Origin of the sequence: Streptomyces flaveolus (assembly GCF_014648815.1) — a bacterium.
Lineage (GTDB): Bacteria > Actinomycetota > Actinomycetes > Streptomycetales > Streptomycetaceae > Streptomyces > Streptomyces flaveolus.
The window spans coordinates 141,222-164,926 of record NZ_BMRV01000002.1; the positions used below are offsets into that span (position 1 = coordinate 141,222).

A 23,705-nucleotide genomic window follows, 5' to 3' on the forward strand; every position below is an offset into this window, starting at 1 on the left:
CGGGAGGCGATGAATGTTCCCGGAGGCCTGTTCGCTCTGAGCGATCAAGGGGCGATGCCCCTCGCGAGCCGCCCTCACGCACCATCAGCGCCCCCGGACCGCCGGCCATTCCCCTTGCCGGAGTGCCAGGATGGGCCGATGCCCATCACCTCTTACGACTCCCACGGCACCCCGGAAGTTCTGGACCGTCGCGAGGGCCCGTACGGCGAGGTCGTCCTGCGCCGGCACGGGAAGCTGCTGCAGATCATCGCGAACGGCTGCTTCCTGATGGACACCTCCGACGGACGCTCGGAGCGCCGGCTGGTGGACGCGGCGGCCGAGGCGCTCGACGGCCGGGCGGCGCCGCACGTCCTCATCGGCGGGCTCGGCGTCGGCTTCTCGCTGGCCCACGCGGCCGCCGACCCCCGCTGGGGGCGCATCGCGGTCGTCGAACGCGAACGTGCCGTCATCGACTGGCACCGCTGCGGACCACTGGCCGAGCTGTCCGCCGGAGCACTGGCCGATCCGCGCACGGAGATCCTCGAGGCGGATCTCGTGGCTTACGTCAATGAGACTTCCGACACGTACGACGCGCTGTGCCTCGACATCGACAACGGCCCCGACTGGACCGTCACCGAGGGCAACGACGGGCTCTACTCGTCGGCCGGACTCGCGGGCTGCGCAAGGGTGTTGAGGCCCGGCGGGGTGCTCGCCGTATGGTCCGCGCAGCCCTCTCCGGAATTCGAAGAAACCTTGCGTAATGCCGGGTTCCAGCAGGTGCGTACCGAAGAGATCCCCGTTGCCCGGGGCGTTCCGGACGTCGTCCACCTCGGCATCGGGCCTGGATAGCAAAGGCGCGTCACCTCCCCGTACGCTGCTGCCCTGGCGCAGATCATTCAAGCGTCAAGCGCAGTCATGGGATCACCCCACGGATTCCGGAAAGCACACCTCAGGGGCGGGCGATGGAGCAGACACAGACCTCCCACAACGGCACGGCGACGGCCACCCAGGGCGCACAGCGCCGGGTGCTGGTGGTCGAGGACGACCAGACGATCGTGGACGCCATCGCGACCCGCCTGCGCGCCGAGGGATTCCTGGTGCAAACGGCGGGCGACGGCCCGGCCGCCGTCGACACGGCCGAGGCCTGGCAGCCCGACCTGCTGATCCTCGACATCATGCTGCCCGGCTTCGACGGCCTGGAGGTCTGCCGGCGCGTGCAGGCCCAGCGCCCGGTGCCGGTGCTGATGCTCACCGCGCGCGACGACGAGACGGACATGCTGGTCGGCCTCGGCGTGGGCGCCGACGACTACATGACCAAGCCGTTCTCGATGCGCGAGCTGGCCGCACGGGTGCACGTGCTGCTGCGCCGGGTGGAGCGGGCCGTCGTGGCCGCCTCGACGCCGCGCAGCGGCATCCTGCGCCTCGGCGAGCTGGAGATCGACCACGCACAGCGCCGGGTGCGGGTGCGCAGCGAGGACGTCCACCTGACGCCCACCGAGTTCGACCTGCTGGTGTGCCTGGCGAACACCCCGCGCGCGGTGCTCTCCCGCGAGCAGCTGCTGGCCGAGGTCTGGGACTGGGCCGACGCCTCCGGCACGCGGACCGTCGACAGCCACATCAAGGCGCTGCGCCGCAAGATCGGGGCCGAGCGCATCCGCACCGTGCACGGCGTGGGCTACGCGCTGGAGACGCCGACGCCATGAGCTCGGGACGGGAAGCCGCACGGAGGAGCCCCGGGGAGCCCTGGGGCGGCGTACGCCCGTTCTCGATCAAGACCAAGCTGGGCGCACTCGTCGTCACCTCGGTGCTGATCACCACCGGCCTGTCGGTGATCGCGGTGCACACCAAGACGGAGCTGCGCTTCATCACGGTCTTCTCGATGATCGCCACACTGCTGATCACGCAGTTCGTGGCGCACTCGCTGACCGCCCCGCTGGACGAGATGAACGCCGTGGCCCGGTCCATCTCGCACGGCGACTACACGCGCCGGGTGCGGGAGAACCGGCGCGACGAGCTGGGCGACCTGGCCGTCACGATCAACCGCATGGCCGACGACCTGGAGGCCCAGGACCTCCAGCGCAAGGAGCTGGTGGCGAACGTCTCGCACGAGCTGCGCACCCCCATCGCGGGCCTGCGCGCGGTGCTGGAGAACATCGTCGACGGCGTCACCGAGGCCGACCCGGAGACCATGCGGACCGCCCTGCGGCAGACGGAGCGGCTCGGCCGGCTGGTCGAGACGCTGCTGGACCTCTCCCGCCTGGACAACGGCGTCGTACCGCTGCGCAAGCGGCGCTTCGAGGTGTGGCCGTACCTGTCGGGCGTGCTGAAGGAGGCCAACATGGTCGCCTCGGCACGCGCGGGCATCGCTTCCGGATCCGGCAGCCACACGCGTACCGACGTGCATCTGGCCCTCGACGTGTTCCCGTCCGACCTGACCGCTCACGCCGACCCCGAGCGCATCCACCAGGTCGTCGCCAACCTCATCGACAACGCGGTCAAGCACAGCCCGCCGCACGGCCGGGTGACGGTCAGGGCGCGGCGCGGGGCGCAGCCGGAATCCCTGGAGCTGGAGGTTCTGGACGAGGGCCCCGGCATTCCGCGGTCGGAGTGGCGACGGGTGTTCGAGCGGTTCAACCGGGGCTCGGTGTCCCGGCCGCACGGTCCCGGCAGCGACGGCGGCACCGGACTCGGGCTGGCGATCGCCCGCTGGGCGGTGGATCTGCACGGCGGCCGGATCGGAGTGGCCGAATCCGAGCGGGGCTGCCGGATTCTCATCACTCTTCCGGGCCTGCCGACGACGTCGAGTTGACGTAGGGTTCGAAGCGGAGCACCAAGATCCACGAGCGTTCGCGCTGACGGACACGTGTGATCAGGCACAGGCCCGCGAATTCTTCGCGCAGGGCCGCGGTCTCCCCTTCCCAAGCGCAACAGAACCTCGCTTGTTTCCCGCCATTTCCAGCGCCGAAACACGGTCTGCAATGTGACTTACGCGACGTTGAACGGGCCCGGTCTGACCTTCCGGTCCGGGGAGGCGTAGCCTTGATTCCCGCTGTCCACCACCTTGTGAAGCGGAAGAGGGCGGTTCTCGCCGTGTCGCCACAGTCCCCCAGTAACTCGAGCATCTCGACCGACACCGACCAAGCGGGCAAGAACCCCGCTGCCGCGTTCGGTGCCAACGAATGGCTCGTCGACGAGATCTATCAGCAGTACCTCCAGGACCCGAATTCCGTGGACCGAGCCTGGTGGGACTTCTTCGCCGACTACAAGCCAGGGGCGGCCGCCGCCCAGGCGGCTTCCGGCTCCGCGACGACCACGGGCACGAGCGCGCCGCAGGCCGCCCCGGCGCCCCAGGCGCAGACTCCCGCCCCGGCCGCTCCCGCGCAGCCCGCCCCGGCCCCGGCTCCGGCGGCTCCCCAGCCGGCCGCCGCCCCCGCGAAGCCGGCCGCCCAGCCCGCGGCCGCGGCTCCCGCCGCCCCCGCCGCTCCGGCCGCGAAGCCGCAGGCGAAGGCCGAGCCCGCCAAGGAGGCCCCCGAGGGCCCCGAGCTGGTGACGCTGCGCGGCCCGGCCGCCGCGGTCGCCAAGAACATGAACGCCTCGCTGGAGCTGCCCACGGCCACGTCCGTGCGCGCGGTCCCGGTGAAGCTGCTGTTCGACAACCGCATCGTCATCAACAACCACCTCAAGCGCGCCCGGGGCGGGAAGATCTCCTTCACGCACCTGATCGGCTACGCGATGGTGCAGGCCATCAAGGCCATGCCGACGATGAACTACGCGTTCGGCGAGAAGGACGGCAAGCCGACCCTCGTCAAGCCGGCGCACGTCAACCTCGGCCTGGCCATCGACCTGGTGAAGCCCAACGGCGACCGCCAGCTCGTCGTGGCCGCCATCAAGAAGGCCGAGACGCTGAACTTCTTCGAGTTCTGGCAGGCCTACGAGGACATCGTCCGCCGCGCCCGCGACGGCAAGCTGACGATGGACGACTTCACCGGCGTCACCGTCTCGCTGACCAACCCCGGCGGCCTCGGCACCGTCCACTCCGTGCCGCGTCTGATGCCCGGCCAGTCGGTCATCATGGGCGTCGGCTCCATGGACTACCCGGCGGAGTTCCAGGGCACCAGCCAGGACACCCTGAACAAGCTCGGCATCTCGAAGGTCATGACGCTCACGTCGACCTACGACCACCGGGTCATCCAGGGCGCCGCCTCCGGCGAGTTCCTGCGCCAGGTCGCCAACCTGCTCCTCGGCGAGAACGGCTTCTACGACGAGATCTTCGAGGCGCTGCGCATCCCCTACGAGCCGGTCCGCTGGCTCAAGGACATCGACGCCTCCCACGACGACGACGTCACCAAGGCCGCCCGCGTCTTCGAGCTGATCCACTCCTACCGGGTCCGCGGCCACGTCATGGCCGACACCGACCCGCTGGAGTACCAGCAGCGCAAGCACCCCGACCTGGACATCACCGAGCACGGGCTCACCCTGTGGGACCTGGAGCGCGAGTTCGCCGTCGGCGGCTTCGCCGGCAAGTCGATGATGAAGCTGCGCGACATCCTCGGCGTCCTGCGCGACTCGTACTGCCGCACCACCGGCATCGAGTTCATGCACATCCAGGACCCGAAGCAGCGCAAGTGGATCCAGGACCGCGTGGAGCGCGCCCACTCCAAGCTGGAGCGCGAGGAGCAGCTGCGCATCCTGCGCCGGCTGAACGCGGCGGAGGCCTTCGAGACCTTCCTGCAGACCAAGTACGTCGGCCAGAAGCGGTTCTCCCTGGAGGGCGGCGAGTCCGTCATCCCGCTGCTCGACGCCGTGCTGGACTCGGCCGCCGAGTCCCGCCTCGACGAGGTCGTCATCGGCATGGCCCACCGCGGCCGGCTGAACGTGCTGGCCAACGTGGTCGGCAAGTCGTACGCGCAGATCTTCCGCGAGTTCGAGGGCAACCTCGACCCGAAGTCGATGCACGGCTCCGGCGACGTGAAGTACCACCTGGGCGCCGAGGGCACCTTCACCGGCCTGGACGGCGACCAGATCCGCGTCTCGCTGGTGGCCAACCCCTCGCACCTGGAGGCGGTGGACCCGGTCCTGGAGGGCGTCGCGCGCGCCAAGCAGGACATCATCAACAAGGGCGGCACGGACTTCACCGTCCTGCCGGTGGCGATCCACGGCGACGCGGCCTTCGCGGGCCAGGGCGTGGTGGCCGAGACCCTGAACATGTCGCAGCTGCGGGGCTACCGCACCGGCGGCACGGTCCACATCGTCATCAACAACCAGGTCGGCTTCACCGCGGCCCCCGAGTCCTCGCGTTCCTCCATGTACGCGACGGACGTGGCCCGCATGATCGAGGCCCCGATCTTCCACGTGAACGGCGACGACCCGGAGGCCGTCGTGCGCGTCGCGCGCCTGGCCTTCGAGTTCCGCCAGGCGTTCAACAAGGACGTGGTGATCGACCTCATCTGCTACCGCCGCCGCGGTCACAACGAGTCCGACAACCCGGCCTTCACCCAGCCGCTGATGTACGACCTGATCGACCGCAAGCGCTCGGTGCGCAAGCTGTACACCGAGTCCCTGATCGGCCGTGGCGACATCACCCTGGAAGAGGCCGAGCAGGCGCTCCAGGACTACCAGGGCCAGCTGGAGAAGGTCTTCACCGAGGTCCGCGAGGCCACCTCGCAGCCCTCGGCCGCCGCGCCCACCGACCCGCAGGCCGAGTTCCCGGTCTCCGTGAACACCGCGGTCACCGCCGAGGTCGTCAAGCGGATCGCCGAGTCGCAGGTCAACATCCCCGACCACATCACCGTCCACCCGCGCCTGCTGCCGCAGCTGCAGCGCCGGGCGGCGATGGTCGAGGACGGCACGATCGACTGGGGCATGGGCGAGACCCTCGCCGTCGGCTCCCTCCTGCTGGAGGGCGTGCCGGTGCGCCTGGCCGGCCAGGACTCGCAGCGCGGCACCTTCGGCCAGCGCCACGCGGTCATCATCGACCGCGAGACGGGCGACGAGTTCACGCCGCTGCTGTACCTGGCCGACGAGCAGGCCCGGTACAACGTCTACAACTCCCTGCTGTCCGAGTACGCGGCGATGGGCTTCGAGTACGGCTACTCGCTGGCCCGCCCCGACGCGCTCGTGCTGTGGGAGGCGCAGTTCGGCGACTTCGTCAACGGCGCGCAGACGGTCGTGGACGAGTTCATCTCGTCGGCGGAGCAGAAGTGGAACCAGACCTCCGGTGTGGTCCTCCTCCTCCCCCACGGCTACGAGGGCCAGGGCCCGGACCACTCCTCGGCCCGCCCGGAGCGCTTCCTCCAGCTGTGCGCGCAGAACAACATGACGGTCGCGATGCCGACCTCGCCGGCGAACTACTTCCACCTCCTGCGGTGGCAGGTGCACAACCCGCACCACAAGCCGCTGGTCGTCTTCACCCCGAAGTCGATGCTGCGCCTGAAGGCGGCGGCGTCGAAGGCGGAGGAGTTCACGACGGGCCGCTTCCAGCCGGTCATCGGCGACGACTCGGTCGACCCGACCGCGGTCAAGAAGGTCGTCTTCACCGCCGGCAAGGTCTACTACGACCTCGAGGCCGAGCGGAAGAAGCGCGGCGTCACGGACACGGCCATCATCCGCATCGAGCGCCTGTACCCGCTGCCGGGTGCCGAGCTCCAGGCGGAGATCGCCAAGTACCCGAACGCCGAGAAGTACCTGTGGGCCCAGGAAGAGCCGGCGAACCAGGGTGCCTGGCCGTTCATCGCGCTCAACCTGATCGACCACCTGGACCTGGCGGTCGGCGCCGACGTCCCGCACGGCGAGCGCCTGCGGCGTATCTCGCGCCCGCACAGCTCGTCCCCGGCCGTCGGTTCCGCGAAGCGGCACCAGGCCGAGCAGGAGCAGCTGGTGCGTGAGGTGTTCGAGGCCTGAGCCTCGTACGGCCTGAGATGAAGGGCGCGGCCCCCGGTGCCTCCGGGGGCCGCGCCCTTCGTCATGGGCCCAGGCCGGGCCCGGGGACGCGGAGCTCGCCCTCCGGGCGCGGGCGCATAACCTTGACGGGTAGGACCCGAGGCCCCAGGCGGCCCATCCCCAGGAGAGCACCTGTGTACTTCACCGATCGAGGCATCGAGGAACTGGAGAAGCGGCGCGGCGAGGAGGAGGTCACCTTCGAGTGGCTCGCCGAGCAGCTGCGGACGTTCGTCGACCTGAACCCGGACTTCGAGGTGCCGGTGGAGCGGCTGGCCACGTGGCTGGCGCGGCTGGACGACGAGGACGAGGACGAGTAGGAACGCCCGTCTTTTACTGCCGATCTCGCGCGGGGTGCCGGTCACGGCACCCCGTTCGGCATGTCCTGGGGCCTTCTTCGACCCCACGCACCACACGAACAGGTGTCTTGACTTCCGACCACCACGATATATCGTGAATGGCGAGGGACGCGATATGGCGCGTTCGGTCGGGAGGTCTTCACCATGTCCGAGTGGTCCGTCGCGGAGCCCAGGAAGCTCTCCTTCGACGAGTCCGTGAGCGAGCTCCACGTACGCATCGTCAACGGAACGGTGAACGTCGTGGGCACGGACGAGGGTTCCGCCAGACTGGAAGTGTCCGAGATCGATGGCCCGCCCCTGATCGTCACCCACCGGGACGGCACCCTCACCGTGGCCTACGAGGACCTGCCCTGGAAGGGTTTCCTGAAGTGGCTGGACCGCAAGGGCTGGCGCCGCAGCGCGGTGGTCTCCCTGGCCGTCCCCACCCGCACCCGCGTGGAGGTGGGCGTCGTCGGCGCCGCGGCCGTGGTCTCCGGGATCGACGCGGGCACCGAGGTGAGGGGTGTGTCCGGGGACACCACCCTGGTGGGCCTCGCCGGACCGGTCCGCGCGGACACGGTCGCCGGGAATCTGGAGGCCCAGGCCCTCACCGGGGACCTGCGCTTCAACTCCGTCTCCGGGGACCTGACCGTGGTGGAGGCGGGTTCGTCCGTCAAGGCGGACTCGGTGAGCGGTTCGATGATCGTCGACCTCGACGCGGCCGACGGACCCACCGACATCAGTCTCACCAGCGTCTCGGGCGAGATCGCCATCCGGCTGCCCCAGCCGGCCGACGCCGAGGTGGAGGCCAACACCGCGAGCGGCACGGTCTCCAGCGCCTTCGAGGACCTCCGGGTGACCGGCCAGTGGGGCGCCAAGCGGATCACCGGCCGGCTCGGCGCGGGCAACGGCCGGCTGAGGGCCACGACCGTCTCCGGCTCGATCGCGCTGCTGCGCCGGCCGCCCGTGGAGGACACACCGTGGGAGCCGGAGCCGGAGGACACCGGACCGGGGCACGGCACACGGGGCGACTCGGGGGACAATTCCGCTTCCGGCCGGAACGACGGCGTCACCGACGCCCCGGCCGACGGCACGACCGACAAGAAGGTGCTCTGACATGCCCCCCGTCTTCGCCCACGGCCGCCTCCGCCTGTACCTCCTGAAGCTGCTCGACGAGGCCCCGCGCCACGGCTACGAGGTGATCCGCCTCCTCGAGGAGCGCTTCCAGGGCCTGTACGCGCCGTCGGCGGGCACGGTGTACCCGCGCCTGGCCAAGCTGGAGGCGGAGGGCCTGGTCACCCACACCACCGAAGGCGGCCGCAAGGTGTACGCCATCACCGACGCGGGCCGCGCCGAGCTGGCCGACCGCAGCGGCGAGCTGGCCGACCTGGAGCTGGAGATCCGCGACTCGGTCGCCGAGCTCGCGGCCGAGATCCGGGCCGATGTGCGCGGCGCGGCCGGTGATCTGCGCCGGGAGATGCGGGCGGCGGCCGGTGAGGCCCGCCGGGGCACCGGCACGGGCCCCCGGGCCGAAGGAACGGGGGACCTCGGCGACAGCGCGGACCTCGGGGACAAGGAGGCCTGGCGCGCCGCCAAGGAGGAGATGCGCCGGGTCAAGCAGGAGTGGAAGGAGCAGGCCCGCCGCGCCAAGGACGAGAGCCGCCGGGCCCGTGACGAGGCCCAGCGGGCCCGGCGCCAGGCCAAGGAAGCGCAGGAGCGGGCCCGTGCCCAGGCGCAGGAGGAGGTGCAGCGCATCGCCCAGCGGGTGCAGGAGCAGATGCAGGACCACTTCTCGCGGGGCGACTGGCCGACGGGACTGCGCGAGGGCCTGGGCGAACTGGTCAAGGAGGTCGGCGAGTTCGGGAAGGACCTCGGCAGGGACTGGGGGTTCGGCCGCACCGACACCGGTACGTCCGCCCCCCGGCCGGAATACTCCCGTGCCCCCGAGGACTTTCCGGCGGGGTACGAGCCGGCCTGGGCCCACGAGGACACCGCGGAGTCCACCGGTGACCCGGCCCGCGACCTGGACCGGTTGCTGGACCGCTTCCGGGACGACATCCGTGACGCCGCCCGCGACCACGGCGTCACGGCCGACCAGCTCCGCGACGCCCGCCGCGAGCTGTCCACCGCGGCCGCCCACATCGGGGCGATACTGCGGACACCTGAGGCCTGAACCCCCGGTGCGGGCAGGGGCTGCGCCACCCCTTCCCGCGCCGCAGGGCCCGTCCGTCCGGGTCAGGCGCAGGCCTCCCCCGGGCCGCCGAGCACCCGGGTCAGCGAGTCGTGGGTCACGCCGTGGTCGGCGAGCACCTCGGCGGGCACTCCCGGGCGGACGGTGAGGGCGAGCAGCAGGTGCTCGTCCCCGATGTACCGTTCACGCCGGGCGAGGGCCATCCGCAGGGACTTCTCCAGGACGTCCTTGGCGTCCCTGCCGAAGCCGGGACGCCCCGACCGTGAGCGCCGGCCCGACCGACCGCCGGACATGGCGCCGACGCCGTGGGTCTCCTCCACCCGGGCGACGACCTCCGTGACATCGATGCCCAGCCCGGCGAGGGCATCGGCCTCGGCCTGCGAGAGACCGGCGCGCCGCCGCGCCTCCTCCAGGGCCCGGCGCACCGACTCCCGGCCCTCGCCTCCCCCGAGCGCCGTCAGCGCGAAGGAGGCACGGCTCCCCTCACGGTCCAGCAGGGCGAGCAGCAGGTGCTCGGCGCCGACGCTCCCCGCCCGTGTCCGTTCGGCGTGCTCGACGGCGCCCTGGACCACGGCGCGGGCGTTCTTCGTGAACCGCTCGAACATCAATGCCTCCCGTACTTCTTGTGCACGGCCTGCCTGCTGACCCCGAGTTCCGTGGCGATCTCCTGCCACGACCAGCCCTGATTGCGCGCGCTGCGCACCTGCACCGCCTCCAGTTGCTCCAGCAGCCGTCGCAGTGCGGCGACGGCCCGCAGCCCGACCCGCGGGTCGCGGTCGCCCGCACGCGCGGCGAGATCCGTTGCTTCGCTCATGCAGTCAACTTAGGTTGACAGGACGGCCCCGTCAACCCCAGTTGACGACTGGATCCGGGGGGCGGGACAGCGAACGGCGGGCCCGGAGGAACCGGACCCGCCGCGGACGCTCGGGAGGAAGGGTGGGCTCAGGAGGCGGTGAGCACGATCTTGCCGAACAGCTCGCCGGACGCCATCCGCTCGAAGCCCTCCCGGGCCCGGTCCAGCGGAAGCACCTCGTCGATGACCGGACGAACGCCGGTGGCGGCGCAGAAGGAGAGGAGGTCCTCCAGCTCGTCCTTGGTGCCCATCGTGGAGCCGACGACCTTGAGCTCCAGGAAGAAGATCCGGGTCAGCTCGGCATGGGAGGGCCGGTCGCCGCTGGTGGCGCCGGAGATGACGAGCGTGCCCCCGGGCCGCAGCGACTTCACCGAGTGGGACCAGGTCGCGGCACCCACGGTCTCGATGACGGCGTCGACCCGCTGCGGCAGCCGCGCGCCCGGCTCCACGGCCTCCACCGCGCCCAGTTCCAGGGCCCGCTTCCGCTTGGCCTCGTCCCGGCTGGTGGCGAAGACCCGCAGCCCCGCGGCCTTGCCGAGCACGATCGCGGCCGTGGCGACCCCGCCGCCGGCGCCCTGCACCAGCACCGAGTCACCGGGACGCACCCCGGCGTTGGTGAACAGCATCCGGTAGGCCGTCAGCCAGGCGGTCGGCAGACAGGCGGCCTCCTCGAAGGAGAGCTCCTTCGGCTTGGGCAGGACGTTCCAGGTCGGCACGGCGACCTGCTCGGCGAACGTCCCCGGGTAACGCTCGGTGAGGATGGAGCGGGGCTCCTGGGGCCCGACGCCGTGGCCGGTCTGGCCGATCACGGAGTGCAGGACGACCTCGTTGCCGTCGGCGTCGACACCGGCGGCGTCACAGCCGAGGATCATCGGCAGCCGGTCCTCCGGGAGGCCGACACCACGCAGGGACCACAGGTCGTGGTGATTGAGGGAAGCGGCCCGCACATCGACGACACTCCAGCCGGGACGGGCCTCGGGGGCCGGACGCTCCCCCAACTCCAGACCGTTCAGCGGCTGGTCGCGGTCGATTCGGGCGGCGTAGGCAGCGAACATGACCTTGACGATAGATTCCGCACCCGCCATCCGAAACCGCACGCCCGTGTGACACACACCCTCTTGCCACGGAACCACCACAGCTGCGGGCAGGAGTGCCACTGGGGCGGCACGGGTGGGCGCAGCGGCACCCCGCGACGCCGGGCAGCGCACCCACCCTCCACCGAGCCGACCCCGCCAACCCCACGCCGGCCCGGTCGGCCGGCCCCTTCCCACCCCACCCAGCACCCAAGCCCTGCCCGAACAGCAAACGGCCCCGTCCACCAGGACGGGGCCGTTCACCACACGGGTCACACCGTCACCGGCGCGCAACCCCCTCCGCACGAGCCGCCGCCGCCACCGCCGCCGTGACGGCCGGCGCGACGCGCTCGTCGAACGGGGACGGGATGACGTAGTCCGCCGCGAGGTCGTCGCCCACGACGGAGGCCAGCGCCTCCGCCGCCGCGAGCTTCATGCCCTCGGTGATCCGCGACGCCCGCACCTGCAGCGCGCCCGCGAAGATGCCCGGGAACGCCAGCACGTTGTTGATCTGGTTCGGGAAGTCCGACCGCCCCGTCGCCACGACCGCCGCGTACTTGTGCGCGACCTCCGGGTGCACCTCGGGGTTCGGGTTGGCCATGGCGAAGACGAACGCGCCCTCGGCCATCGAGGCCACCGCCTGCTCCGGCACCGTACCGCCGGAGACGCCGATGAAGACGTCGGCGCCCGCGAGGGCTTCCTCCAGCGAGCCGGTCAGCCCGGCCTTGTTGGTGAAGGAGGCGAGCTCCTGCTTCACCGGCGTCAGGTCGTCCCGGTCGGCCGAGACGACACCCTTGCGGTCGGCGACCGCGACGTCGCCGATGCCGGCCTCGACCAGCATCTTGGCGATGGCGACACCGGCCGCGCCCGCGCCCGAGATCACCGCCCGCAGCTCACCCAGCGTCCGCTTGCTCAGCCGCGCCGCGTTCCGCAGCGCCGCCAGCGTCACGACCGCAGTGCCGTGCTGGTCGTCGTGGAAGATCGGGATGTCGAGACGCTCCTGGAGCTTGCGCTCGATCTCGAAGCACCGCGGTGCCGAGATGTCCTCCAGGTTGACTCCGCCGAACGAGGGCGCGAGGCGCACCACCGTCTCGACGATCTCGTCGGCGTCCGTGCAGTCCAGCGCGATCGGGACCGCGTCCACACCGCCGAACTGCTTGAAGAGGATCGCCTTCCCTTCCATCACCGGAAGAGAGGCCTCGGGCCCGATGTCCCCGAGTCCCAGCACCGCCGTACCGTCCGTCACGACCGCCACGACCGAGGACTTCCAGGTGTAGTCGTGCACGAGGTCGGGCTGCTCGGCGATCGCGCTGCACACTTTCGCGACGCCGGGCGTGTACGCCAGGGACAGGTCGTCCTTGTCGCGGATCGGCACGGTGGCCTGCACAGCCATCTTGCCGCCGCGGTGCAGCGCGAACGCCGGGTCGAAGGAGTCGAGGGGCTCGGCCCCGGCCTCCTGGTCCGTACTGACGTCACTGTCGCTGCGAGGATTGACGATCTCCGCTGCCACTTTGTCTTACCCCTTAAGTGTTCATGGTTTGAGGGTTTGTCCACTCCTGGTGAGGGGTGGGCGGGCACCGCCCAGGGACATGGCACGTTGATGCGCACGGGCCCCTGCGCGACGGGCGCGCCGCACACGCGCCCTGAGCCCCTGATGAGGGGTGTAAAGAACCTTCTTACCCGACGGACACCTCCCGCGACGAGTCCGATAAGTGCAAGCTCACATGTCGGACGCCGCACGTCGCATGTCGGTGACATGACTCATAGCCGGGTATCCGGTCAACTTCCTGGCACCTCTTGACAGTCCCGGAGAACAGCGCCTCAACGGGGGCACGCGCCCGCGAACCATGTCCGCATCGCGAGAAATACCGAAGATCTTCCGGCCGGAAGGGCTGATTCCCGCAAAGGTTCGGTCGTGATGTACCGACCTGGTGCGGTTCGGGGGGTCACCCGTTATCCGATTTTGACATGACGGCTCCCCTGAATGGCCGAGTCCGAATGGCAAGATGCCGTAATCACACGAGGTCGCGACACTCGAAGGCGTGTGCTCTCGTCGACCCACAGCGCCTGTCGGTCCCCCGGCCGGCGTCCCGTCCCATCGGCAACTCCATCATCCGCCGGAGGAACCACCATGACCGCAAGCTCCACCCGTCGTCCGACCGCCGCGCAGTCCCGGCTAGCAGCGGTCGGTGCGATCGCGGTCGCAGGCGCTCTGCTGCTCACCGGATGCGGCGACCAGACCAAGAAGAACGACGGCGGCGACAGCCAGTCCGCCTCGGGAGCCCCGCTGGCCGAAAAGCTGCCGCAGGCGATACGTGACAAGGGCGTCATCAAGGTCGGATCCGACATCGCCTACGCTCCGGTCGAGTTCAAGGACGACTCCGGCAAGACGGCCGGCATCGACCCCGATCTCGCGGCCGCCATGGGCAAGCAGCTCGGGGTGAAGTTCGAATTCCAGAACGCCACGTTCGACACCCTGGTCGGCGGTCTCGCGTCCAAGCGCTACGACATCGCCATGTCGGCCATGACCGACACCAAGGACCGGCAGGAGGGCATCGACGCCGACACCGGCAAGAAGGTCGGCGCCGGCGTCGACTTCGTCGACTACTTCACCGCGGGCGTCTCGCTCTACACCAACAAGGGCGACGACCAGGGCATCAAGACCTGGGACGACCTCTGCGGCAAGACCATGGCCGTGCAGCGCAACACCTTCTCCCACGACCTCGCCAAGGAACAGGCGCAGAAGTGCGAGAAGGCCGGCAAGAAGACCCTGAAGATCGAGGACTTCGCGACCAACCCCGAGGCCGAGACCCGGATGCGCTCCAAGGGCGCGAACGTCGTCTCCGCCGACTTCCCGATCGCCGCGTACTCGGTGAAGAACTCCGGCGGCGGCAACTACTTCGAGATCGTCGGCGACCAGGTCGAGGCGGGCCCGTACGGCATCGCCGTCGCCAAGGACAACACCCAGCTGCGCGACGCGCTGCAGGCGGCCCTGCAGGCCGTCATCGACAGCGGCGAGTACAAGAAGATCGTCGAGAAGTGGGGTGTCGCGGACGGCGCGGTCACCGAGGCCAAGATCAACGGCGGCTCCTGAACCGTCCCGTTCGACGCGGCTCTGAAAGGCTCCATCCGTGACTGTTGACGTCAACAAGACGACCGGTCCCGACGCGAGGCCCCCCGCCGGGCCGGAGGCCATCAAGGCCATTCCGGTCCGGCACCCGGGACGGTACGTGTCCGCGGTCGTCGTGCTCGCCCTCCTGGGCTCGGTCGTCTACGCCTTCGCGCAAGGCAAGATCAACTGGGGCACGATCCCCGAGTACTTCTTCGACGACCGCATCCTCGACGGCGTCTGGAACACCCTGGTCCTCACGGTGCTCTCGATGGTGATTGGCATCGCCGGCGGCATCCTGCTCGCCGTGATGAGGCTGTCGAAGAACCCGGTGACCTCGTCGGTGGCGTGGTTCTACATCTGGTTCTTCCGCGGCACACCGGTCCTGGTCCAGCTCTTCGTCTGGTTCAACCTGGGCCTGGTCTTCGAGTACATCAACCTGGGTCCGGTCTACAAGGACTACTGGTCGTCCTTCATGACGCCGCTGCTGACGGCGCTGCTCGGCCTGGGTCTCAACGAGGCCGCGTACATGGCCGAGATCTGCCGTGCCGGTCTCCTCTCGGTCGACGAGGGACAGACCGAGGCGTCGCACGCCCTGGGCATGAGCCACACGAAGACGCTCCGCCGGATCGTGATCCCGCAGGCGATGCGGGTCATCGTGCCGCCGACGGGCAACGAGGTCATCAACATGCTGAAGACGACCTCGCTCGTCTCGGCGGTGCAGTTCTACGACCTGTTCAAGCAGGCCCAGGACATCGGCCAGAACGCCGGTTCCCCGGTCGAGATGTACTTCCTGGCCGCCGCCTGGTACCTGATCATGACGTCGATCCTGAGCGTCGGGCAGTACTACGTCGAGCGCTACTACGCCCGCGGTTCGAGCCGGTCCCTGCCGCCGACGCCGCTGCAGCGCCTCAGGGCCGCGGTTCTGCCCACGCGCCGTCCGAAGGGAGCCGCGGCATGAAGCAGTCCTCCCACGCCATGGTCAAGGCCGAGGGCGTCCACAAGTCCTTCGGCGCGGTCGAGGTCCTCAAGGGCATCGACCTGGAGGTGAAGCAGGGCGAGGTGTTCTGCCTCATCGGCCCCTCCGGTTCCGGCAAGTCGACCTTCCTGCGGTGCATCAACCACCTGGAGAAGATCAACGCCGGCCGGCTGTACGTCGACGGGGACCTGGTCGGCTACCGCCAGAAGGGCGACAAGCTCTACGAGCTCAAGGACAGCGAGGTCGCCCTCAAGCGCCGGGACATCGGCATGGTCTTCCAGCGCTTCAACCTGTTCCCGCACATGACGGCCGTGGAGAACGTCATGGAGGCGCCGGTGCAGGTCAAGGGCGTCAGCAGGACGCAGGCCAGGCAGCGCGCCATGCAGCTCCTGGACCGCGTGGGCCTGGGCGACAAGTCCGGCAACTACCCCTCGCAGCTCTCCGGCGGCCAGCAGCAGCGGGTCGCGATCGCCCGGGCCCTCGCGATGGACCCGAAGCTGATGCTGTTCGACGAGCCGACCTCGGCCCTGGACCCGGAGCTGGTCGGTGACGTCCTGGACGTCATGCGCGACCTGGCCGAGTCCGGCATGACGATGGTCGTGGTCACCCACGAGATGGGCTTCGCCCGCGAGGTGGGCGACAGCCTGGTCTTCATGGACGGCGGCGTCGTGGTCGAGTCGGGCAACCCGCGCGACGTGCTGACCGACCCGCAGCACGAGCGGACCAAGTCGTTCCTGTCCAAGGTTCTCTGAGCACACGCGCAGGCCGAGGGGCGGTACGGATCTCCGTACCGCCCCTCGGCGCGTGGTCCTACTTCAGCGCCAGCAGCAGTGTGTCCGACGGCGAGCACCACACCGGCCGCACCTCGCCGAAGCCCTTCTCGCGCAGCACGCGCGCGTGCCAGGCCGCCGAGGGCATCTCGCCGTCGGCGTGCTCGCCGTAGATCTCGAAGCGCCGGGCCGTGGGCTCGGCGAGGACGGGGTCCTTGGCGGCGAGCTGCCACCATTCGGCCCAGTCGAGGGCACCGTCCCGCCTTGCCTCCTCCATGCGGGCGTGCCGCTGCGTGCGCTCGGCCGCGTTGATCCGGGGCGTGGTCTCGTCGATCATGTGGTCCGCGTTCATGAAGACACCGCCGTCGCGGACCAGCTCCGCGACGCGGCCGTAGAGGGCGGTGAGGGGTTCGGCGTGGAACCAGTGCAGGGCCGTCGCGGTCAGGACGGCGTCGTAGGAGTCGTACGGCAGCTTGGCCGACCAGTCGGGGTCCTTGAGGTCGGCGGTGACGAAGGAGACCCGGTCGTCGCCCGCGAAGGTGCCCTCGGCGATGGCGAGGAGCGCGGGGTCGAGGTCCACGCCGGTACTGACGGCGTCCGGGAACCGGGCGAGCAGCCGGGCGGTGATGGTGCCGGTGCCGCAGGCGAGGTCGAGCACGCGGGGTGCGGGGCCGGTCAGGGCCTCGACCATGTCGAGCATGATCCGGAAACGGTCCTCGCGGTCCGGCATGTACCACTCCTGCTGCCGGTCCCAGCTCTGCTGCCAGGCGTTCCAGTCGGCACCGGTGGTGGTGATCTCCGCGTCCGTCATCGAGCCCCTCCGTCACGTCGGCGTACGTAATACCCTGTAAGCACGATCAGCTGTTACCTGACCGCAGGCACGACCATAGAGCCCCTTCGTAAGGACTACAAGTGGAACTGGCCTATTACTCGGATTACGCCGTGCGTCTCGTCAACACCGAGGAACCGGCGCGGGGGCAGGATTCCCTGACCTCGGTCGAGGCCGTCCGCGAACTCTTCGGCGCCAACCAGTCGGCTGCCCGGCGGGCCACGGACTCGGACGTGACCCGGTTCCGGTCGGTCCGGGGGCGGCTGCGCGCGGTCTTCGAGGCGGCCGACGAGGGCGACGAGACGCTCGCCGTGGACCTCCTCAACTCCCTGCTCCTGGAGTTCCCGGTGAGCCCGCAGATCTCCGGCCACGACCAGCGCGACGACGACGGCCGCCCGCTGTGGCACATGCACCTGGCGGACCACCCGTCCAACGCGACCGCCGGTTTCGCCGCCATCGCCGCGATGGGCCTGGCCTTCCACCTCACCGAGTACGGCGTGGACCGCCTGGGTCTGTGCGAGGCGTCCCCCTGCCGCAACGCCTACCTGGACACCTCCACCAACCGCTCCCGGCGCTACTGCTCCGACCGCTGCGCCACCCGTGCCAACGTGGCGGCCTACCGCGCCCGCAAGCGCCTGGAGGCGGACCGGTCGGACAGCACCGGCCTGAGCGCCGAGGAGGCCCAGCGGACCACGGCGAGCGGCGAGCGCTGACCGGGCCGCCGCGGCCGGTACCGGAAGCGCACCCTGCCCAGCACGAGGTCCTCGGGGACCGTCCCGTAGTCGGTGCTGTCGCCGCCGGCGAAGGCGTTGTCCCCGAGCACCCACCAGCCGGCCCCGCGCCGCTCCGCCGCCCGCTTCACGACCAGCAGGTCCTGCTGGAAGGGGTGCCGCAGCACGACCACGTCACCGGGCCTGACCCTGGCCCCCCAGTGCACGAGGAGCAGATCCCCGTGGTGCAGCGTGGGCACCATCGACGGCCCGGTCACCTCGGCCGGCCCGAACGGCAGCGGCCCTCTCGCCCGCTCGGTCTCCTGCGACAGCTCCGGCATCACCCGGCACCTCCCCGGTCTTTCCTCCACCAGTCTCAGTCTCACCCCGGACTTTTGTCCTAAGCCCACGGGGGCACTCGCGAAAACGGGTCTCCCAGGGAGTAATGTCCCCCCTGAGAAGACGATCACGAGGAAGGAACGCTCCATGCTTTCCCGCCTGTTTGCCCCCAAGGTCACGGTCAGCGCCCACTGCGACCTGCCCTGCGGCGTGTACGACCCGGCCCAGGCCCGCATCGAGGCGGAGTCGGTGAAGGCCGTCCAGGAGAAGATGGCCGGCAACGACGACCCGCACTTCCAGGCGCGTGCCACGGTCATCAAGGAGCAGCGCGCCGAGCTCGCGAAGCACCACGTCTCCGTGCTGTGGAGCGACTACTTCAAGCCCCCGCACTTCGAGAAGTACCCGGAGCTGCACCAGCTGGTCAACGACACCCTGAAGGCCCTCTCGGCCGCCAAGGCGTCGACCGATCCGGCCACCGGCCAGAAGGCGCTGGACTACATCGCCCAGATCGACAAGATCTTCTGGGAGACCAAGAAGGCCTGACGTCCGGTCACTCTCTCCGCACGCCGGCGATCGGTGCACCATCGCAGGCCGACGGACAGACCGAAGGGCCCGGCCGCTCCTGCGGCCGGGCCCTTCGCCGTCCGGTGCCGTGCCCCGGAGGGCGGCTCAGCGCTTCCTGCTGTACGACCGCACCATGACGCCGTTCCCGAACACCCGTACCGCCTCCGCGTCCGGCACGAACTCCGAGACGTCGAAGCCGGAGGCGAACATGGGCATGCCGGTGCCCAGCAGGACGGGGTACGTCTTGATGACCAGCTCGTCGACCTCGTCGATCAGCTCGCCCGCCACGGCGGAACCACCGCACAGGTAGATGCCGAGCGGGCTGTCCTCCGCCTTCAGCTCGCGGACCCTGCCGACCAGGTCCGTCGAGATGATCTCGACCTTCGGGTCGGGCGACGGGACGAGCGTGCGCGAGGCGACGTACTCCCGCAGATGGGCGTAGGGGCTGGTGATGCCCTCCTTCAGGGCCAGGTCGTAACTGGCCCGCCCCTGGACGACCGTGTCGAACCGCTTGTTGGGCAGGTCGTCGAGACCCAGAGCCCGGCGGCCGTGCGTCGCCATCGTCTCCGGATACTCCGCTTTCAGGAACGCGAGGAACTCCTCGTCGACGAACGGCATCATGAAGGACGCGTCGCCGTCCGGGCCTCCGATGAAGCCGTCGATCGAGCAGGCGATGAAGTACGTGAGCTTGCGCAAGTGGTCTCTTTCCGTCGGGAGAGGAAGTCCGGTCTGTCAACCACTTCAGTTATAGTGCTTCATGTGTAGTGGTTGCAAGGGATTTCCGCGACGTACGGACGAAGACCGTACGAAGCCATCGAGCAGGAGGAAGGGTTCCGCATGGTCAGCAACCCGGAGCGGCGTGCCGCCCTGGTCGACGCGGGCGTCGAGGTGCTGGCCCGCGAGGGGGCACGCGGGCTGACGTTCCGCGCGCTGGACACCGAGGCGGGCGTGCCCGTGGGCACCGCGTCCAACTACTTCACCGGTCGCGACGACCTGCTGCGCCAGATCGACGCCCGGCTGCACCAGCGGCTCGCGCCCGATCCCGACGTGGTGGCGGAACTGCTGACGAGGCCGAAGGACCGCTCACTGGTCACCGCCTTCATGCACGACCTCATGGGCCGGGCGACCCGTGACCGCACCGGCTACCTCGCCCTGCTGGAGATGCGCCTGGAGGCCACCCGGCGCCCCGGACTGCTCGCCTCGTACACCCGCTCGGTGCGGGGCGACCTGGAGGAGGGCATGGAGTTCCACCGCGCGGCGGGCCTGCCCGGCGGTGACGAGACCGTCGTCGTGCTCTATCTCGCGATGCTCGGGCTGATCCTGGAACACCTGACCCTGCCGGACGTCCTGAACGGCGTACTGCCCACGGTGGACGTCCCGGACGCTCTGGTGGAGCGGATCGTGGCGACGGTGGTGCCGGAGGCCTAGCGCGCCCCCTGCCGCGGCTCGCGCCACATGGGCCACATCCGGGGGCCGTCCGGCAGGTCCAGGGCGCGGCCGGTGAACTCGAAGCCGAGGCGTTCGTACAGCCCTCGGCTGCGGGCACTGCTCGCCTCCAGATAGGCCGGCAGTTCCTCGCGGTCGCAGCGGTCGAGGACCGACTCGATGAGCGCGGTGCCCAGGCCCTCGCCCTGCCGCCCCGGGGCCACGCCGATCATCCACAGGTACGCGTGGGCACGGCCGGAGGGGTGGATGCCCTCCGTCAGCCTGGCTATCCGCTCGACGCGCTCGTTGTCCGGATCCACCGCCTCGCGTACCTGGGCGGGTCCGTCGGCGCCGTCGGTCTCGCCATCGTGCCCGCCCTCGGACACGGACAGCCACAGCGCGCAGGCCGCGCCGTCCTCGGTGACGTCGATCCACCCGTCCGCCAGTACGGCGTCGGTGAAGGCGGCCATGAGCCGGTGGTGGGTCCTGCGGCGGTACTCCTCGCCGGGGAAGACCCAGCGGCTCACCGGGTCGTCCCGGAAAGCCTCGTCCAGCAGCCGTACGACCAGCTCCCGGTCGCCCTCCCCCGCCGTCCGGATCGCCACACCCATGTCCCGCCCGCCCTTTCGCCTCAACAGCGCCCATGCGTACGGCGGTTGAGCCTATCCGCAGGCATCTGCGGAGCGTGAACGGTGCTCCGGGCGGTACGCCGACGAGGTGGCGAGCCCCGCACACCGTGGGGAAGTGCGGGACCCGCCGTACCGGAGCCCTCGGCGGTGCGGTCGTACGGCGGTCAGGTGCCGAACGGCCCTGCACGGGCTCCGGGGTCTTGCGCGGCCGAGGCCGTCAGGTGCTGCGCCGGGTCACGAACTCGGCCAGCGCGAGCAGGCCGCCCGCTGCCTCCGGCTCGGGCACCGCGCGGGCGAGCTCCTGCATGGCCCGCGCCATCCGGTCGGCCGCCTGGGCCTGCGCCCAGTCCCGGCCGCCCGCCCGCTCCACGGCCAGTGCCGTGTGTTCCAGATCCTCCTCGTCCTCCGCGTACGGTGCCGCGTACAGCTCGGCGAGCGCGGCGGCCTCCGGGGTACCGGCGGCGAGGGCGGCGACCACCGGCAGCGACTTCTTGCGGGCGGCCAGGTCCGCGCCGGCCGGCTTCCCGGTGTGGCCCGGGTCGCCCCATATGCCGATGACGTCGTCGATGAGCTGAAAGGCCAGGCCGGCCTCGCGGCCGAAGGCGTCCAGCGCCCGGACGTCCTCGTCGGCCGCGCCGGCGTACAGCGCGCCGAGGGCGCAGGCGCACCCCAGCAGCGCACCGGTCTTCGCCTCGGCCATCGCGAGCGTCTCGCCGAGGGTGACCTCGTGCGGGCCGCGCCGCTCCATGGCGGTGTCCACCTGCTGCCCCTCGCACAGCTCCATGACGCAGTCCGCCAGCCGGACGGCCGCCGCGGCGGACGCCGGGTGCGGGTCCGTCGCCAGCAGCCGCAGGGCCAGCGCCTGGAGGGCGTCCCCCGCGAGGATCGCGTCGGCGTCGCCGAACACCGCCCAGGCGGTCGCCCGGTGACGGCGGGTGGCGTCCCGGTCCATCACGTCGTCGTGCAGCAACGTGAAGTTGTGGACCAGCTCCACCGCCGCCGCCGCCCGCACCGCCGCCGCCCGGGCCGCGGCCCCGCCGAGCGCGGCGGCCGAGGTGAGCACGAGGGCGGGACGGATCGCCTTGCCCGCGTTCCCGGACGCGGGCGTGCCGTCCGCGTGCTGCCAGCCGAAGTGGTAGAGCGCGACCCGGCGCATGGCGGCGGGGAGCGACGCGATGGCGGACCGCAGTTCCGGATCGACCGACGCCCGGGACCGGCGCAGGAGCTCCGCCGCCTCGGTCCCGTCGGACACGGCCGCCACCTCGGGCTCCTTGTCGCGCTGCCCGCCGATGGTCCCGTGCCGTTCCAGGATTCCGGTGGGGTGAGGCGCCTCGGCGGCGCCGTGCCCAGCCTCCGTCATCGGCTCACCTCCCCCATGCGTCCGTCTGCGTACCCCCGGGGTGTACCCGCCCGGACGGACGGGGACACGGCGTTCGGGAGACAGGCGTCACCGCCAGCGGCCGATCTCGACGTTCTCCAGGACGCCGAGCGCATCGGGCACGAGGACTGCGGCCGAGTAGTAGGCCGTGACCAGGTACTTGATGATGGCCTGCTCGTTGATGCCCATGAACCGCACCGACAGACTCGGCTCGATCTCGTCCGGGATGCCGGTGGCCCGCAGCCCGATGACGCCTTGGTCCGCCTCGCCGGTACGCATCGCGATGATCGAGGACGTACGGGCTTCGCTGACCGGGATCTTGTTGCAGGGGTAGATGGGCACACCGCGCCAGGTCGGGATGCGGTTGCCGGCGATGTCGATCGTCTCGGGAACCAGTCCGCGCTTGTTGAGCTCACGTCCGATGGCGGCGATCGCCCGCGGGTGGGCGAGGAGCAGCTTGGTGCCGCGCCGGCGGCTGAGCAGCTCGTCCAGGTCGTCCGGGCCGGGCACGCCGTCGTGCGGCTGGATCCGCTGGTCGTACTCGCAGTTGTGCAACAGCCCGAACTCGCGGTTGTTGATGAGCTCGTGCTCCTGACGCTCCTTCAGCGCCTCGACGGTCAGCCGGATCTGCTGCTCCGTCTGGTTCATCGGCTGGTTGTACAGATCGGCCACGCGCGAGTGGATGCGCAGCACGGTCTGGGCGACGCTCAGTTCGTACTCACGGGGCCGCGCCTCGTAGTCGACGAAGGTGTGCGGGATGTCCGGCTCGCCGCTGTGGCCTGCGGCGAGGTCGATGGCCTTCTCGCCGTGCTTGTTGGTGCGCTGCTCGGGGATCGAGCGCTGCTGCTGGAGGTGTTCGCGCAGGGTGGTCGCGCGCTCCGCGACCTGCTCCACCTCCTGGCGGGGCAGCACGAGCACCGTGCAGGCGGTGACCGTGCGGGCGGTGTACTCCCAGATGGCGTCCCCGTCGAGCAGCGCCTGGTCGCCGAAGTAGGCGCCGTCGGCGAGGACTCCGAGGACGGCGTCGTCGCCGTACGGACCGGTGCCGATCTTCTCGACCTTGCCGTGCGCCAGCAGGTAGACCTCGTCGGCCTGACCGCCGAACGAGGCGATCACCTCTCCCGGGCCGAACTCCCGCTGCTCACAGCGCTGGGCGAGTTCCGACAGGACCTCCTCGTCCTCGTACGACCGCAGGGCCGGCAGCTCGCCCAGCTCCGCGGGGATGACCTCGACGCGGTCGCCGGTCTTCACGAACGTCACCCGGCCGTCGCCGACGGCGAAGGTCAGGCGCCGGTTCACCCGGTACGCGCCGCCCTGGATGTCCACCCAGGGGAGCGTGCGCAGCAGCCAGCGCGAGCTGATCTCCTGCATCTGAGGTACGGACTTGGTCGTGGTGGCCAGGTTCCGCGCGGCCGCCGTGCCGAGGCTCTGCTGCGGCCTGGTCTGCTCGGTGCGGACCTCTTCGCCTACCGACATAAGGAATTGCCCTCCCGGTCATGCCGGACGCCTGCGTCCGGCATCGATGTGCGCGGACCAGCTTTCCTCACGGAGCGTGCCGGTGCTATTACCCGAAAGAGCGGGAATGGATCACCGTCCGCCGGGG

At 70.5% G+C, this 23,705-nt stretch carries 23 protein-coding genes; 13 read left to right on the forward strand and 10 right to left on the reverse strand.

Features of this window, described 5'->3' with window-relative positions; all coding sequences use genetic code 11:
• Positions 1-138 precede the first annotated feature (138 nt).
• From IEZ05_RS04550 to IEZ05_RS04580, 7 genes are all read left to right on the forward strand, one after another.
• Positions 139-828: a spermine/spermidine synthase domain-containing protein gene (locus tag IEZ05_RS04550; protein ID WP_189228694.1), complete on the forward strand. Its 690-nt coding sequence runs from the start codon at positions 139-141 to the stop codon at positions 826-828.
• Between the two features lie 113 nt (positions 829-941).
• Positions 942-1,682, forward strand: a complete 741-nt coding sequence (locus IEZ05_RS04555) for a response regulator transcription factor (RefSeq protein WP_043380000.1) — start codon at positions 942-944, stop codon at positions 1,680-1,682.
• A complete protein-coding gene (locus IEZ05_RS04560; RefSeq protein ID WP_189228695.1) occupies positions 1,679-2,788 on the forward strand; it encodes a HAMP domain-containing sensor histidine kinase in 1,110 nt (369 codons plus the stop codon). Before IEZ05_RS04555 ends, IEZ05_RS04560 begins: the two co-directional genes overlap by 4 nt.
• A gap of 281 nt (positions 2,789-3,069) precedes the next feature.
• A complete protein-coding gene (locus IEZ05_RS04565; protein ID WP_189228696.1) occupies positions 3,070-6,879 on the forward strand; it encodes a multifunctional oxoglutarate decarboxylase/oxoglutarate dehydrogenase thiamine pyrophosphate-binding subunit/dihydrolipoyllysine-residue succinyltransferase subunit in 3,810 nt (1,269 codons plus the stop codon).
• A 173-nt stretch (positions 6,880-7,052) separates the two neighbouring features.
• Entirely contained in the window at positions 7,053-7,235 is a 183-nt protein-coding gene (locus IEZ05_RS04570) for a DUF6104 family protein (RefSeq protein ID WP_003961784.1), read from the forward strand.
• A 183-nt stretch (positions 7,236-7,418) separates the two neighbouring features.
• A complete protein-coding gene (locus IEZ05_RS04575; protein ID WP_189228697.1) occupies positions 7,419-8,369 on the forward strand; it encodes a DUF4097 family beta strand repeat-containing protein in 951 nt (316 codons plus the stop codon).
• A gap of 1 nt (position 8,370) precedes the next feature.
• Positions 8,371-9,426 (forward strand): PadR family transcriptional regulator, encoded by a 1,056-nt coding sequence (locus IEZ05_RS04580; protein ID WP_189228698.1) that lies wholly within the window; start codon positions 8,371-8,373, stop codon positions 9,424-9,426.
• A gap of 62 nt (positions 9,427-9,488) precedes the next feature.
• On the opposite strand, the gene IEZ05_RS04585 is transcribed toward IEZ05_RS04580, so the two are convergent.
• The 4 genes from IEZ05_RS04585 to IEZ05_RS04600 all read right to left on the reverse strand — a co-directional run bounded on the left by IEZ05_RS04585 (position 9,489) and on the right by IEZ05_RS04600 (position 12,880).
• A complete protein-coding gene (locus IEZ05_RS04585) occupies positions 9,489-10,049 on the reverse strand; it encodes a Clp protease N-terminal domain-containing protein (protein WP_189228699.1) in 561 nt (186 codons plus the stop codon).
• A complete protein-coding gene (locus IEZ05_RS04590) occupies positions 10,049-10,258 on the reverse strand; it encodes a helix-turn-helix domain-containing protein (protein ID WP_055417899.1) in 210 nt (69 codons plus the stop codon). Before IEZ05_RS04590 ends, IEZ05_RS04585 begins: the two co-directional genes overlap by 1 nt.
• A 128-nt stretch (positions 10,259-10,386) precedes the next feature.
• Positions 10,387-11,352, reverse strand: a complete 966-nt coding sequence (locus IEZ05_RS04595; RefSeq protein WP_189228700.1) for a zinc-binding dehydrogenase — start codon at positions 11,350-11,352, stop codon at positions 10,387-10,389.
• A 298-nt stretch (positions 11,353-11,650) separates the two neighbouring features.
• Positions 11,651-12,880, reverse strand: coding sequence for an NAD(P)-dependent malic enzyme (locus IEZ05_RS04600; protein ID WP_189228701.1), 1,230 nt, complete (start codon positions 12,878-12,880; stop codon positions 11,651-11,653).
• Positions 12,881-13,501: 621 nt separating this feature from the next.
• Here IEZ05_RS04600 and IEZ05_RS04605 point away from each other — a divergent pair.
• The 3 genes from IEZ05_RS04605 to IEZ05_RS04615 are packed head-to-tail and all read left to right on the forward strand — an operon-like array spanning position 13,502 to position 16,210.
• Positions 13,502-14,464, forward strand: coding sequence for an ABC transporter substrate-binding protein (locus IEZ05_RS04605; protein WP_189228702.1), 963 nt, complete (start codon positions 13,502-13,504; stop codon positions 14,462-14,464).
• Positions 14,465-14,501: 37 nt separating this feature from the next.
• Entirely contained in the window at positions 14,502-15,440 is a 939-nt protein-coding gene (locus IEZ05_RS04610; protein WP_189228703.1) for an amino acid ABC transporter permease, read from the forward strand.
• A complete protein-coding gene (locus tag IEZ05_RS04615) occupies positions 15,437-16,210 on the forward strand; it encodes an amino acid ABC transporter ATP-binding protein (protein WP_308426875.1) in 774 nt (257 codons plus the stop codon). The genes IEZ05_RS04610 and IEZ05_RS04615 overlap by 4 nt, the downstream gene beginning before the upstream one ends.
• Before the next feature lie 58 nt (positions 16,211-16,268).
• Here IEZ05_RS04615 and IEZ05_RS04620 read toward each other — a convergent pair whose 3' ends face one another.
• Positions 16,269-17,039, reverse strand: a complete 771-nt coding sequence (locus IEZ05_RS04620; protein ID WP_189228704.1) for a class I SAM-dependent methyltransferase — start codon at positions 17,037-17,039, stop codon at positions 16,269-16,271.
• A 101-nt stretch (positions 17,040-17,140) separates the two neighbouring features.
• Here IEZ05_RS04620 and IEZ05_RS04625 point away from each other — a divergent pair, with 101 nt between their 5' ends.
• Positions 17,141-17,770, forward strand: coding sequence for a CGNR zinc finger domain-containing protein (locus IEZ05_RS04625; RefSeq protein WP_189228705.1), 630 nt, complete (start codon positions 17,141-17,143; stop codon positions 17,768-17,770).
• Here the strand turns inward: IEZ05_RS04625 and sodX are convergent.
• Positions 17,674-18,108: a nickel-type superoxide dismutase maturation protease gene (gene sodX / locus IEZ05_RS04630; protein ID WP_189228706.1), complete on the reverse strand. Its 435-nt coding sequence runs from the start codon at positions 18,106-18,108 to the stop codon at positions 17,674-17,676. The two genes, IEZ05_RS04625 and sodX, sit on opposite strands and share 97 nt — an antisense overlap.
• A gap of 145 nt (positions 18,109-18,253) precedes the next feature.
• Here sodX and sodN point away from each other — a divergent pair, with 145 nt between their 5' ends.
• Positions 18,254-18,649, forward strand: coding sequence for a superoxide dismutase, Ni (sodN, locus tag IEZ05_RS04635; protein WP_077796552.1), 396 nt, complete (start codon positions 18,254-18,256; stop codon positions 18,647-18,649).
• Positions 18,650-18,775: 126 nt separating this feature from the next.
• Here the strand turns inward: sodN and IEZ05_RS04640 are convergent, their stop codons facing one another.
• A complete protein-coding gene (locus IEZ05_RS04640; protein WP_189228707.1) occupies positions 18,776-19,366 on the reverse strand; it encodes a dihydrofolate reductase family protein in 591 nt (196 codons plus the stop codon).
• Positions 19,367-19,507: 141 nt separating this feature from the next.
• Between IEZ05_RS04640 and IEZ05_RS04645 the strand changes: the two genes are divergently transcribed.
• Complete coding sequence (locus IEZ05_RS04645) at positions 19,508-20,098, forward strand: TetR/AcrR family transcriptional regulator (protein ID WP_189228708.1); 591 nt, start codon at positions 19,508-19,510, stop codon at positions 20,096-20,098.
• Here the strand turns inward: IEZ05_RS04645 and IEZ05_RS04650 are convergent.
• From IEZ05_RS04650 to IEZ05_RS04660, 3 genes are all read right to left on the reverse strand, one after another.
• The gene (locus IEZ05_RS04650; protein ID WP_189228709.1) at positions 20,095-20,706 is read right to left on the reverse strand and encodes a GNAT family N-acetyltransferase; all 612 of its coding nucleotides are present in this window, start codon (positions 20,704-20,706) and stop codon (positions 20,095-20,097) included. The genes IEZ05_RS04645 and IEZ05_RS04650 overlap by 4 nt on opposite strands.
• A 235-nt stretch (positions 20,707-20,941) precedes the next feature.
• Entirely contained in the window at positions 20,942-22,084 is a 1,143-nt protein-coding gene (locus IEZ05_RS04655) for a family 2 encapsulin nanocompartment cargo protein polyprenyl transferase (RefSeq protein WP_189228710.1), read from the reverse strand.
• A gap of 87 nt (positions 22,085-22,171) precedes the next feature.
• Positions 22,172-23,578 carry a family 2B encapsulin nanocompartment shell protein gene (locus tag IEZ05_RS04660; RefSeq protein WP_189228711.1) on the reverse strand — a complete coding sequence of 469 codons (1,407 nt, stop codon included), beginning with the start codon at positions 23,576-23,578 and terminating at the stop codon, positions 22,172-22,174.
• Positions 23,579-23,705 lie beyond the last annotated feature (127 nt).